Annotated in this window: 22 protein-coding genes and 1 pseudogene; all 23 read right to left on the bottom strand. The window is 53.8% G+C overall.

Annotated elements, in window-relative coordinates; genetic code table 11:
• Positions 1–2: 2 nt before the first annotated feature.
• The 23 genes and pseudogenes from ORD20_RS10090 to rpsC all read right to left on the bottom strand — a co-directional run bounded on the left by ORD20_RS10090 (position 3) and on the right by rpsC (position 11222).
• Positions 3–950 (bottom strand): DNA-directed RNA polymerase subunit alpha, encoded by a 948-nt coding sequence (locus ORD20_RS10090; RefSeq protein ID WP_103374971.1) that lies wholly within the window; start codon positions 948–950, stop codon positions 3–5.
• 50 nt (positions 951–1000) lie between these two features.
• On the bottom strand, positions 1001–1624 hold the full coding sequence (gene rpsD / locus ORD20_RS10085; protein WP_103374972.1) for a 30S ribosomal protein S4: 624 nt from the start codon (positions 1622–1624) through the stop codon (positions 1001–1003).
• A gap of 26 nt (positions 1625–1650) precedes the next feature.
• Complete coding sequence (gene rpsK / locus ORD20_RS10080; protein ID WP_103374973.1) at positions 1651–2043, bottom strand: 30S ribosomal protein S11; 393 nt, start codon at positions 2041–2043, stop codon at positions 1651–1653.
• 37 nt (positions 2044–2080) lie between these two features.
• On the bottom strand, positions 2081–2452 hold the full coding sequence (rpsM, locus tag ORD20_RS10075; protein ID WP_103374974.1) for a 30S ribosomal protein S13: 372 nt from the start codon (positions 2450–2452) through the stop codon (positions 2081–2083).
• Between the two features lie 32 nt (positions 2453–2484).
• Complete coding sequence (gene rpmJ / locus ORD20_RS10070; protein ID WP_020376674.1) at positions 2485–2598, bottom strand: 50S ribosomal protein L36; 114 nt, start codon at positions 2596–2598, stop codon at positions 2485–2487.
• Between the two features lie 24 nt (positions 2599–2622).
• Positions 2623–2841, bottom strand: coding sequence for a translation initiation factor IF-1 (gene infA / locus ORD20_RS10065; RefSeq protein WP_103374975.1), 219 nt, complete (start codon positions 2839–2841; stop codon positions 2623–2625).
• 96 nt (positions 2842–2937) lie between these two features.
• The gene (gene map, locus ORD20_RS10060; protein WP_103374976.1) at positions 2938–3705 is read right to left on the bottom strand and encodes a type I methionyl aminopeptidase; all 768 of its coding nucleotides are present in this window, start codon (positions 3703–3705) and stop codon (positions 2938–2940) included.
• A complete protein-coding gene (locus ORD20_RS10055) occupies positions 3698–4354 on the bottom strand; it encodes an adenylate kinase (RefSeq protein WP_255398098.1) in 657 nt (218 codons plus the stop codon). Before ORD20_RS10055 ends, map begins: the two co-directional genes overlap by 8 nt.
• Positions 4355–4364: 10 nt before the next feature.
• Complete coding sequence (gene secY, locus ORD20_RS10050; RefSeq protein ID WP_103374977.1) at positions 4365–5645, bottom strand: preprotein translocase subunit SecY; 1281 nt, start codon at positions 5643–5645, stop codon at positions 4365–4367.
• 1 nt (position 5646) lies between these two features.
• A complete protein-coding gene (rplO, locus tag ORD20_RS10045; protein WP_103374978.1) occupies positions 5647–6084 on the bottom strand; it encodes a 50S ribosomal protein L15 in 438 nt (145 codons plus the stop codon).
• Positions 6081–6284, bottom strand: a complete 204-nt coding sequence (rpmD, locus tag ORD20_RS10040) for a 50S ribosomal protein L30 (protein ID WP_103374979.1) — start codon at positions 6282–6284, stop codon at positions 6081–6083. Before rpmD ends, rplO begins: the two co-directional genes overlap by 4 nt.
• Positions 6277–6734, bottom strand: a pseudogene (locus tag ORD20_RS10035) (ribosomal protein S5). Before ORD20_RS10035 ends, rpmD begins: the two are co-directional and overlap by 8 nt.
• A gap of 17 nt (positions 6735–6751) precedes the next feature.
• The gene (gene rplR, locus ORD20_RS10030; RefSeq protein ID WP_103374981.1) at positions 6752–7117 is read right to left on the bottom strand and encodes a 50S ribosomal protein L18; all 366 of its coding nucleotides are present in this window, start codon (positions 7115–7117) and stop codon (positions 6752–6754) included.
• Positions 7118–7127: 10 nt separating this feature from the next.
• The gene (gene rplF / locus ORD20_RS10025) at positions 7128–7667 is read right to left on the bottom strand and encodes a 50S ribosomal protein L6 (protein WP_103374982.1); all 540 of its coding nucleotides are present in this window, start codon (positions 7665–7667) and stop codon (positions 7128–7130) included.
• Positions 7668–7695: 28 nt separating this feature from the next.
• Positions 7696–8094 (bottom strand): 30S ribosomal protein S8, encoded by a 399-nt coding sequence (gene rpsH / locus ORD20_RS10020; protein ID WP_173677079.1) that lies wholly within the window; start codon positions 8092–8094, stop codon positions 7696–7698.
• An 11-nt stretch (positions 8095–8105) separates the two neighbouring features.
• Complete coding sequence (locus ORD20_RS10015; protein ID WP_103374984.1) at positions 8106–8291, bottom strand: type Z 30S ribosomal protein S14; 186 nt, start codon at positions 8289–8291, stop codon at positions 8106–8108.
• Between the two features lie 10 nt (positions 8292–8301).
• The gene (gene rplE, locus ORD20_RS10010; RefSeq protein WP_103374985.1) at positions 8302–8856 is read right to left on the bottom strand and encodes a 50S ribosomal protein L5; all 555 of its coding nucleotides are present in this window, start codon (positions 8854–8856) and stop codon (positions 8302–8304) included.
• Between the two features lie 24 nt (positions 8857–8880).
• Positions 8881–9192 carry a 50S ribosomal protein L24 gene (rplX, locus tag ORD20_RS10005; RefSeq protein ID WP_103374986.1) on the bottom strand — a complete coding sequence of 104 codons (312 nt, stop codon included), beginning with the start codon at positions 9190–9192 and terminating at the stop codon, positions 8881–8883.
• Between the two features lie 33 nt (positions 9193–9225).
• Positions 9226–9597 carry a 50S ribosomal protein L14 gene (gene rplN, locus ORD20_RS10000; protein WP_103374987.1) on the bottom strand — a complete coding sequence of 124 codons (372 nt, stop codon included), beginning with the start codon at positions 9595–9597 and terminating at the stop codon, positions 9226–9228.
• 35 nt (positions 9598–9632) lie between these two features.
• Complete coding sequence (rpsQ, locus tag ORD20_RS09995; RefSeq protein ID WP_103374988.1) at positions 9633–9902, bottom strand: 30S ribosomal protein S17; 270 nt, start codon at positions 9900–9902, stop codon at positions 9633–9635.
• Between the two features lie 14 nt (positions 9903–9916).
• Positions 9917–10120: a 50S ribosomal protein L29 gene (gene rpmC / locus ORD20_RS09990; protein ID WP_103374989.1), complete on the bottom strand. Its 204-nt coding sequence runs from the start codon at positions 10118–10120 to the stop codon at positions 9917–9919.
• The gene (gene rplP, locus ORD20_RS09985) at positions 10110–10544 is read right to left on the bottom strand and encodes a 50S ribosomal protein L16 (protein ID WP_103374990.1); all 435 of its coding nucleotides are present in this window, start codon (positions 10542–10544) and stop codon (positions 10110–10112) included. Before rplP ends, rpmC begins: the two co-directional genes overlap by 11 nt.
• Positions 10545–11222, bottom strand: a complete 678-nt coding sequence (gene rpsC / locus ORD20_RS09980; protein WP_103374991.1) for a 30S ribosomal protein S3 — start codon at positions 11220–11222, stop codon at positions 10545–10547.

The following is an 11222-nucleotide window of genomic DNA, read 5'->3' as shown; positions in this document are numbered from 1 at the left end:
AGCTACTCTTCCGTGGCCTTCAAGCCTAACCCTAAAGCCACCAGTTTTTCCTTCACTTCTTCTAGCGACTTCTTCCCGAGGTTTCTGACCTTCATCATATCGTCATCCGTTTTGTTCGTCAGTTCGCCTACGGTGTTGATGCCTGCTCGTTTAAGACAATTGAATGAACGCACCGACAAATCGAGTTCCTCGATAGGCATTTCCAAGAGCCTATCGCGAGAATCTTCGTCCCGCTGAACTCCAATTTCGACTCCCGCGCCGGTATCGGTCAACTCCATAAAGAGCTTAAGGTGATCTGAAAGGATTTTGGCCCCGCGTGAGACAGCTTCTTCGGGAGTCAGGGAACCATCTGTCCAGACCTCGAGCAACAGGCGATCATAGTCCGTAATGTGGCCGACGCGCGTATCCTCGACGCGCCAGTTAACTTTCGTTACCGGACTAAAAATCGAGTCCACGGGAATGACCCCAATCGCTTGGTCAGGACGCTTGTTTTTGTCGGCGGACACATACCCGCGACCCCGTTCGATGGTGAGCTCCATGCGTAGGCTATGGCCTTCGTCGACAAAGGCAATGTGTTGGTCTGGCTCTAAGATGTCGACGTCCGCGTCCCCGATGATATCTCCGGCCACGACTTCGCACGGCCCCTCTTTGTCAATGTGCAACGTGTGAGGTTCGTCAGACCACAGCCGGATAGCCAACCGCTTGAGATTGAGGATAATATCCGCCGTATCCTCAAGAACTCCGGGCACGACCGAAAACTCATGCAATACTCCCTCGATACGCACAGAAGTGACTGCCGTACCGGGTAAAGAGGACAGCAAAATCCTGCGTAAGGAGTTTCCGAGCGTAATGCCATAGCCACGGTTTAACGGTTCAACCGCAAATTCACCATAATTTGCGTCGGCGCCATCGTCTACCCGCCGAATTTCAGGCTTTTCAACCTCGGTCATATACGATCTGCCTGCAACTGCAGGCGCCCCCCCTTCCAGATCCCTAATACTTAACGCGAGTAGTACTCAATAATCAGCTGTTCTTGAACCGGCGTATCGATTTCGTCACGGTTCGGCATACGCACAACCGTACCCTTTAATTCTTCACGCTGGACTTCAAGCCATGCCGGAATGGTTCGCACGGGACTCTCTAGCAATGCCTTAAAGCGTGGCTTCTGCCGGCTACCTTCTCGCACTTCGACGACGTCACCGGGTTTCACAGAAAACGAAGGAATATTCACTCGGCGACCATTCACCGCGAAGTGGTTATGCCGTACAAGCTGCCGTGCCTCCGCACGCGAAGACGCGAATCCCATACGGTACACCACATTGTCCAGGCGACGCTCTAATAGCTGAAGCAAAAGCTCACCGGTGACCCCTGTCTTCGCCGAAGCTTTCTCGAAGTAGCGTGAGAACTGACCCTCCATAATGCCATAGGTCCTGCGAGCCTTTTGCTTTTCTCGCAACTGTACCCCGTACTCAGAAAGTTTACGGCGCCCTTGTCCGTGCTGCCCCGGGGGATAAGCCCGCCGCGTCACGGGGCATTTATCAGTAAAGCACTTGTCTCCCTTTAAATACAATTTCACGCCTTCACGCCGGCACAACCGACATGCAGGTCCTGTATAACGTGCCATTTGTGCGCCTCCTTCCTTTCTCTTTGTTAGACTCGCCGCCGCTTAGGTGGACGGCATCCGTTATGAGGAATCGGTGTAACATCCTTGATCATGCTGACTTCAAGTCCCGCCGCTTGAAGGGACCGAATGGCCGCTTCTCGCCCCGAACCTGGCCCTTTTACCAGGACCTCGACTTCCTTTAGCCCATACTCCATGGCCGCTTTCGCCGCTGTTTCCGCAGCCATCTGTGCTGCAAAAGGCGTGCTCTTGCGTGAGCCCTTGAATCCGGCCTGTCCGGAAGATGCCCAAGACAGTGCATTGCCCTGCGTATCAGTAATCGTTACGATCGTGTTGTTAAAAGTTGAGCGGATATGAGCGGTACCGCGGTCAACGTGGCGCCGATCACGGCGCCGTGTTTTCTGAGTGCGTCGGCTAGGCATATTTCCTTGGTGTCCCTCCTACCATAATGTTTCCCACTTATTTCTTGCGCTTTGCGCCCACCGTACGCCGGGGTCCCTTCCGGGTCCGTGCGTTGGTTTTCGTACGCTGGCCACGTACTGGCAAACCTCGCCGGTGGCGCAAGCCCCGATACGTGCCGATGTCAATAAGGCGTTTAATGTTCATCTGCACCTCACGACGCAAGTCTCCTTCAACACGATACTCCGTGTCGACAATTTGCCGAATACGCGCAACTTCATCTTCTGTCAAATCCTTGACCCGCGTGTCCCCATCAACCTGAGTCCTCGTCAGGATCTTGCGCGCCGCGGACAAACCAATTCCGTAAATGTACGGCAACGCTGCTTCTACCCGCTTGTCGCGGGGCAAATCAATGCCTGCGATTCGTGCCACCCTGATACTCCTCCTTCTGACGGATTTACAACTTATCCCTGCGCTTGCTTGTGTTTCGGATTTTCGCAGATGACCAACACCCGGCCATGCCGCTTAATAACCTTACATTTTTCGCAGATAGGCTTAACAGATGCTCTGACCTTCATCTGGAACACTCCTTCCGTAATGGCTCACTTGTAGCGATACGTGATTCGTCCGCGCGTCAGGTCATAGGGCGACAATTGCACCGTCACCTTATCGCCAGGCAAAATCTTGATAAAGTGCATCCGAATCTTCCCAGAAATATGGGCCAGCACCTTATGCCCGTTTGAAAGCTCTACGCGAAACATCGCGTTAGGCAACGGTTCAATGACAGTTCCCTCGACCTCAATCGCGTCTTCTTTTGACACCCACGTTCCCCCCTTCACCGCTGATGGCGCAACATTCCCGTTCTCCTATATTTCCCAACCGACCCAAAAACAAACATGAATACAGCATCCGATCTATTATACCGGAATTTTGCCGTCAATTCGAGTTAAAATTTCTGGTCCATCAGGATTAATGAAAATCGTGTGTTCAAAGTGCGCTGACAACGACCCATCACGGGTCACAACCGTCCAACCATCATCTAACACATCGACGTCATAGCTCCCCACGTTGACCATCGGTTCAATCGCCAACGCAAGTCCTGGCTTAAGGAGAATGCCACGCCCTGCGGGTCCGTAGTTGGGAACTTGAGGGTCCTCATGCATTTGGTGACCAATGCCATGCCCGACATAATCTCTGACCACGGAGAACCCGTGCTTCTCAACGTGCGACTGCACGGCATGCGAGATGTCACCTAAGTGCGCTCCAGGCTGAGCCGCCTTAATGCCCTCATAAAGCGCTTCTTCTGTCACCTTGAGAAGGAGGGCAGCCGTCTCATCCGGCGCTTCCCCGACAAAAGTCGACAATGCCGCATCCCCCACAAAAGAATCTAAAATCGCTCCGAGGTCCAAGCTGACCAAGTCATGCGGCTTAAGACGGCGACTGCCGGGAATACCATGAACCACTTCGTGATTGACGGAAATACACACGCTCGCCGGATAGCCATGGTATCCCTTAAAAATCGGGAGTGCGCCACGCTTTCGGATCTCTTCGTCCGCAATGGCATCTAAGTCTCTTGTGGTGACCCCAGCCACTGCGGCGGTTTTGAGGATCTGCAACACCTCCGCCACGACTTGACCGGCCAAACGCATCTTTTCCTTATCCCGCTGACTCTTTAATTCAATCATGGAGCGCCTCCAGCTTGTGCACGATGCTACGCGTCACCGCATCAACGCTTTGTGCCCCATCGACTTCGACGAGCACACCTTGTTCTCGGTAAAATCCGATGAGGGGCGCTGTTTGCTCTTGGTAGACCTTGAGCCGCGTCTCCACCGTCTCGGGGAGATCATCGGCGCGTTGAATGAGTTTCCCACCGCACCGATCACAGACATCCACCACTTTTGGGGGATCAAACTCGACATGATAGCCCGCCCCACACTCCGCACATACCCGCCGGCCTACGAGGCGTTTGACCAACAGATCATGGGCCACAGCAATGTATATCACCCCATGCAATGGTACGTGACGCTCCGCCAACATGGCAGCCAAGGCATGGCCTTGTGCAATATTCCGCGGAAAGCCGTCCAAAATAAACCCATTGGCGGTATCTGGCTGAGATAGTCGATCGGCCACCATGGCTTCGGTAACATCGTCGGGCACCAGCACTCCCTGGTTCATAAAATCCCGGGCCCGTTGTCCTAGAGCCGTATTGTCCGCAAGATTCTGGCGAAAGATATCTCCCGTGGATATATGGGGAATATGATAATAATCACTGAGAATCGCGGCTTGCGTACCTTTGCCCGCGCCTGGCGACCCGAGCATGACAAGATTTTTCACGACACGCACCTCATTTCATGAACCCTTGATATTGCTTCATCAACATCTGCGCTTGCATTTGTTTCAAGGTATCAAGGGCCACCCCGACAATAATCAGGAGCGAGGTGCCACCAAAGTACATCCCATTCACACCCATACCCATCGTCACAAAGCTTGGCAGCACCGCAATAACCCCCAAAAACAACGCGCCGATTAAGGTCAAGCGGCTGCTCACCTTTGCCAAATACTCAGCGGTCGGACGCCCTGGACGTATCCCGGGAATGTAACCCCCGCCCTTCTTTAAGTTATCGGCTACATCGTCCACCTTAAAGACAACCTGGGTATAAAAGAAGGTAAAGATCACCACCAGCAGAAATTCGGCGACAATGTAAATAGGCGAGGTGAACCCAAAATTCCGCTCTAGCGCCGTAACCCAGCCGCCCTTGAAGAACTGGCCGATGGTATAGGGCAAAATTAAAAGCGAAATGGCGAATATCACAGGGATAACCCCGGCTTGATTGACCCGAATAGGTAAATGAGTCGTCTGACCTTGATACATCCGGCGCCCTACCACTCGCTTTGGATACTGCACGGGTATTTTGCGTTGGCCTTCGTTGACATACACTACAGCCGCGATAATAGCGACCGCAATAATTAAGAAAATGATAATCTTAGGCCAACTCACGATGCCCGCCTGAATATATTTATACAATTGTTCCACGCCGTACGGGAGTCGCGAGATAATCCCAAAAAACACCAGCAGCGAAATCCCATTACCTACGCCTTTGTCCGTAATCTCTTCCCCAACCCACATCAAGATGGTTGATCCCGTAAGCAATAACATGGCCGTAAGCAACAAGGATCCGATGTCGTGGTGGATATAAGCAAATTCGCCGTTGGCGGCATACCCGTAGAGATAATACGCGATGCCCAAAGACTGCAAACTTCCCAATCCCAACGCAAGCCAACGGGTTACCTTGGTCATCTTCTTTTGGCCTTCTTCGCCCTCTTTGGACCATTCTTCCACCGTTGGGATAACGACCGTCATCAACTGCATGATAATGCTGGCGTTAATATAGGGAATGATACTTAAAGCAAAAATGGACAAAGTCGCGGTCGCCCCGCCGGAGAACAGGTTCAACAACGCGAAAATCGTTGCCCCATGCGTAAAGAGACTCTGAATCACCGAGGCGTGGACGCCCGGAATTGGAATATGGGCGCCCACTCGAAACACGACCAGCATCAGAAGTGTGAACAAAATGCGCTTGTTCAATTGGGACGACCGAAACGCGTTCACCATGTTTTGGGCCACGTCAAATCACCTCGGCCCGTCCAGAAACCGCCTCAATCTTCTCCTTTGCTGACTTCGAAAAGGCATTGACTTGTACGGTCAACGCGCGGTCCAACTCTCCTTCTCCAAGAATTTTGACCGGTAAATTCCGCCGCACGAGTCGGTGCTTTTTAAGCAATTCAACGGTAACGACCGTATTCGGGTCGAATTGGCTGAGGTCCCCCACGTTGACCACTTCATACTCAACGCGGAAAGGATTCACAAAACCCCGCTTAGGTAAGCGCCGCTGCAAGGGCATCTGCCCTCCCTCAAAACCAGGGCGAATGCTTCCTCCGGAACGGGCTTTTTGTCCTTTACTCCCCCGTCCCGCTGTCTTACCCAGTCCGGATCCTAAACCTCGGCCACGCCGCGTCTTCTTTTGCCGATGACCAGGGTTGGGCGTGAGTTCATGCAACCTCATTTCGTGTCCTCCTCTCCTCCGGGAATCTCCTCAACCTTGACCAAGTGACGAATTTTGTGAACCATCCCCCGAATCGACGGGTTGTCGTCGAATTCCACGGTTCGCCACATTTTTCGTAGCCCAAGACGGCTGGCCGTGTCTTTTTGTTCTTGCGCATATCCAATCGCGCTCTTGACCAATGTAATGCGCAGTTTAGCCACGGTGCGCCCCCCCTAACACCTCTTGCACTGTCCGCCCGCGCAACTTAGCCACCCGCGCAGCCTTTTTCAACTGCGCTAGGCCCTGCATAGTTGCTGCGACCACGTTGTTGGGATTCGACGTGCCTAACGATTTCGTCAACACGTCCCGCACGCCGGCGGCCTCGAGAACAGCACGCACGGGGCCCCCTGCAATCACACCGGTACCCGGCGCTGCGGGCTTGATTAACACACGCCCCGCCCCAAAGATACCGGTGACCTGATGGGGAACGGTGGTTCCCAAGCGAGGAATCGTAATCATAGACTTTTTCGCGTCTTCAACGCCTTTGCGGATGGCTTCAGGAATTTCCGTCCACCTTTCACCACTTTCGCCACACGGTTGATCGCCACCACTTTTTCTTTAAACTCACTGACTGCCTTAGACTCCTGATTCTGGGCTCCTGGCCGTGCCATAATGTCCCCCCTCTTCCTTAGAATTCTAGACCGGCCTCACGGGCCCCATCTGCTAACGCTTGGACCCGACCATGATACCGGTAGCCCCCACGGTCAAACACGACCTTTGACACGCCTTTTGCGCGGGCCCGCTCGCCGACCAACCGTCCCACCTCACGCGCCTTGGCAACCGTTAAGCGTCCCTCCATGTTGTCAAATACCTTTTCCAATGTGGAAGCCGCCGCGATTGTATGGCCGGTCGTGTCGTCAATCACCTGAGCATAGATGTTGAGATTGGACCGATAGACATTAAGGCGCGGCCGCTCCGGTGTACCCACTACCTTGCCTCGAATACGGAAGTGGCGCTTTTTGCGGGCCGCGTTCCTGTCGAATCGTTTGTACACGCCTATTCCCTCATTTCTTTCCGGTCTTCCCGACCTTACGAATAATCTTTTCGCCTTGGTAATGAATGCCCTTGCCCTTATACGGTTCGGGTGGCCGTACTCCGCGGATCCGGGCAGCTGTAGCTCCTACGGCTTCTTTGTCGTAGCCCTTGACGTAAATGTTCGTCGGGTTGGGGACCTCAAATTCGATTCCCGCAGGCGGCTCAATATTCACCGGATGCGAAAATCCTACCGCCAATACGAGATTTTGCCCCTGCTTGGAGGCACGGTACCCCACTCCTGCCATCTCTAGATGGCGTTGAAACCCTTGGGATACCCCCTCAACCATATTGGCTATAAGAGTCCGGGACAAACCCCATTGCGCGTGAGCTGTCGGACTGTCATCGCGGGGCGTTACCCGAATCTCACTTCCCGTCATTTCAACCTGTACCTCATCCCGCAGGGTTCGCTCGAGCTGACCCTTGGGGCCACTCACTTTGACTGTCATCCCGTCAATCTCAACGGTGACACCCGCGGGCACCGTAATAACCTTTTTGCCTATGCGTGACATTCGGTACCCTCCCCTTCAAATCCCCTGTTTACCATACGAAACAGAGTACTTCGCCGCCTACGTGCACCTCACGGGCCTGTTTTTCGGTCATCACGCCGCGCGACGTTGACAAGACCGCAATCCCAAGCCCACCTAATACGCGAGGAAGCTGATCATGGCCCGCATACACCCGCAGTCCCGGGCGACTGATACGCTTAAGACCGGTAATCACTCGCTCGCGGTTTGGACCATATTTCAAATGGAGACGGATAACCCCATGCTTACCATCTTCCACCAGTTCATAGTCGCGAATAAAGCCCTCTTGTTTCAAGATGTGGGCAAGGGCCCTCTTCATTTTGGAATCCGGTACGTCGACGTGCTCGCGGTATACGACGTTCGCGTTGCGTATCCGGGTTAACATATCTGCAATCGGATCAGTCACATCGATCCTCCTTTCCCTTACCAGCTAGCCTTACGCACGCCAGGTATTTCGCCTTGATGGGCCATTTTCCGGAAACATAACCGGCACAATCCAAAATCCCCAATGTAACCGTGGGGCCGACCGCACACTTGGCAACGGTGGTATTCCCGCACCTTGTACTTTGGAGTACGCTTGGCCTTGGCAATTAATGATTTCTTCGCCATGTCTTCCCTCCTAACGTTGTGGTGTAAACGGCATTCCCAATAATGCCAAAAGCTCTCTGGCCTCTTCGTCGCTATTAGCACTGGTGACCAACGTTACGTCCATCCCGCGGACTTTTTCCGTTTTGTCATATTCGACTTCAGGAAATATAATTTGCTCGCGCACGCCCAGCGTATAACTGCCGCGGCCGTCAAACCCCTTCGTCGACACCCCCCGGAAGTCACGCACCCGCGGCAATGCCATGAAGAACAGCTTCTCCATGAAATCGTACATCCGTTGGCCACGCAACGTCACCTTGCACCCTATCGGCATTCCTTCGCGCACTTTAAAGGACGCAATAGACTTCTTAGCCTTCGTAATAAGAGGTTTTTGCCCAGTAATCGCCGCGAGGTCGTGGACAGCAGCATCCATCAACTTTGGATTGGCAATAGAATCGCCGACCCCCATATTGACGACCACTTTGACCACCTTCGGCACATTCATAGGATTGTTGTACTTAAATCGCTCCATTAGGCGCGGTACGACTTCCTTCTCGTATCGCTCCTTGAGCTCTGACTCCACCGCCATGGTCAACCCCCTGTTCCGTATCTACTACTCAATCACCGCGCCGCAGTGTTTGCACTCGCGCACCTTTTTCCCGTTATCCAAAAACTTGTGCCCGGTACGGGTTGGCTTCTTGCACGACGGACAAATAATCATCACGTTGGATACGTGAATTGGCGCCTCCATGGCTATAATGCCGCCCTGTGGATACTGCTGCGTCGGTTTTTGGTGCTTTTTCATCATGTTGATCTTTTCGACCACCACCCGCTCTTCTTTCGGAATGGCGCGAATGATTTTGCCTTGCTTTCCCTTGTCTTTCCCGGTCAAAATCTTTACTAAGTCACCCTTTTTGACGTGCACCCTAGTCCCTCCTTCCTGAATTGAATGCGTGCCTTAAAGCACCTCAGGTGCTAGGGAAATAATTTTCATAAAGTCGTGCTCACGAAGTTCACGAGCGACCGGTCCGAAAATACGGGTTCCACGGGGCTCTTTTTCGTCCCCCCGCAGGATAACTGCCGCGTTCTCGTCAAACTTAATGTAAGACCCGTCCGCGCGCCGCTTCCCTGTCTTTGTCCGCACGATCACGGCCTTGACGACGTCGCCCTTCTTAACCACGCCCCCAGGTGCCGCTTCCTTGACAGAGGCCACGATAATATCTCCAATGTTGCCGTACCGGCGAAACGAACCCCCAAGTACCCGGATGCACATAATCTCCTTCGCACCCGTGTTATCTGCCACGCCCAATCGGGTTTGCGGCTGTATCATCCTCTATCCTCCTCTCCCTGCAAGCTTTAAGGCCCCTAGTCAAGGTCCTCGGCCCGCTGGAGAATTTCCACAACCCGCCACCGCTTTTCTTTGGATAACGGCCGCGTTTCCACAATGCGAACCTTGTCCCCCGTGCGGCACTGGTTTTCCTCATCATGTGCCTTGTAACGCTTTGTGCGCCGCATGGTCCGGCCATAAAGGGGATGCCGCACCAATGATTCCACCGTGACGACAACGGTCTTGTTCATCTTGTCGCTGACCACGGTCCCCTCGCGCACCTTCCTTTTGCCTATCCCCTCATCCATCTGCAAGTCTCCTCCTAATCCGCGTCGCGCGAAACCTGACGCTCGTGCATAATCGTGTGAACTCGCGCGATGTCCTTGCGCACTTGGCGCACCCGCATCGGGTTCTCAAGCTGGGCCGTGGCCAGTTGGAACCGCAGCCGGAACAGCTCTTCCTTGAGGGCCCGCAGTTTCCCAGCCAATTCATCTTGGCTTAGCTCCCGAATTTCTTTAGGCTTCATGCGCACTCTCCCCTGACTCCTCGCGTTTTACGAACCGCGTTCTAATGGGCAACTTGTGAGCGGCAAGACGCATGGCCTCACGCGCCACATCCTCCGGTACCCCGGCCAGTTCGAACATAATGCGTTGGGGCTTAACGACCGCTACCCAGAACTCTACGTTTCCTTTTCCACTACCCTGACGGGTCTCGGCGGGCTTCTTGGTCACGGGCTTGTCAGGAAAAATGGTGATCCATACCTGACCGCCACGTCGGATATACCGCGTCAAGGCGACACGCGCGGCCTCAATTTGCCGGTCCGTAATCCATGCAGGCTCAAGAGCCTGCAGCCCATACTCGCCGAACACCACCTTGTTACCGCGATGCGCTTCCCCTTTCATGCGGCCACGGTGCATCTTGCGATACTTGGTCCGTTTTGGCTGCAGCAATTAGTGCACCCCCTCTGAGACTGCCGCGACGCGCTTTTTGGCAGCTGGCAAGACTTGCCCCTTGAAAATCCATACTTTAACCCCAATGATTCCGTAGGTGGTATGGGCTTCAGCGAAACCATAGTCAATATCTGCACGCAGGGTGTGAAGAGGAATCGAGCCTTCCCACGTCCATTCCCGCCGAGCGATTTCGGCACCGCCGAGACGTCCGCTGACCATAATTTTGATTCCCTTAACACCATTTTGACGCATAGAGCGCGTCAACGACTGCTTCATAGCCCTTTTGAACGCAATACGGCGCTCCAATTGACTGGCCACATTTTCCGCAACCAATTGTGCGTCGGCGTCGGGCGCCTTGACCTCTAAAATATTGAGATTGACGCTCTTGCCACTTAGCTGCTCTAACTCTTTGCGCAATGATTCCACGCCCACACCGCCCTTACCAATCACCATACCTGGCTTGCCGGTGTGCACCGTGACCTTCAGCTTGTTCGCTGCCCCGCGCTCAATTTCTACGCGGGAAATGCCTGCCGCGTGGTGGCGCTTTTTAACATAGCGCCGGATGGCCAAATCTTCCCCAAGTAGCTGGGGTGTATCCTTTTTAGACCCGAACCAGCGTGAATCCCAGTCCTTAACAATGCCGAGACGCAAGCCTTTCGGGTGTACTTTTTGCCCCAT

The organism is Sulfobacillus thermotolerans, from assembly GCF_039623705.1.
Classification (GTDB): Bacteria; Bacillota; Sulfobacillia; order Sulfobacillales; family Sulfobacillaceae; genus Sulfobacillus; species Sulfobacillus thermotolerans.
Note: the sequence above shows the minus strand (reverse complement) of the source record. Positions and strands in the feature narration are given on the sequence as shown.